Below are 243 nucleotides of genomic sequence, written 5' to 3'. Positions count from 1 at the left end.
CGGCAGTCTTGAAAACTGTTGACTGTAACAGGTCCGGGGGTTCGAATCCCTCTTTCTCCGCAATTGATAATCAGTTTTAAAATTGATTAATATAAAAGTTTTATTAAACCTGCTATCTCAAGATAAGCAGGTTTTTTTTTATGCATGAATTTCATCAAAATTGATAAAATGGAATCAGTTACAAAAGTTGGGGAGGAAGTTGTAAAATAATATATTTGCATCATGATGGATAGCAAAGAAATA

Origin of the sequence: Paenimyroides tangerinum, from assembly GCF_003865405.1 — a bacterium.
GTDB lineage: Bacteria > Bacteroidota > Bacteroidia > Flavobacteriales > Flavobacteriaceae > Flavobacterium > Flavobacterium tangerinum.
The sequence above is the reverse complement of the archived record's forward strand: the minus strand, read 5'-3'. Positions refer to the sequence as shown.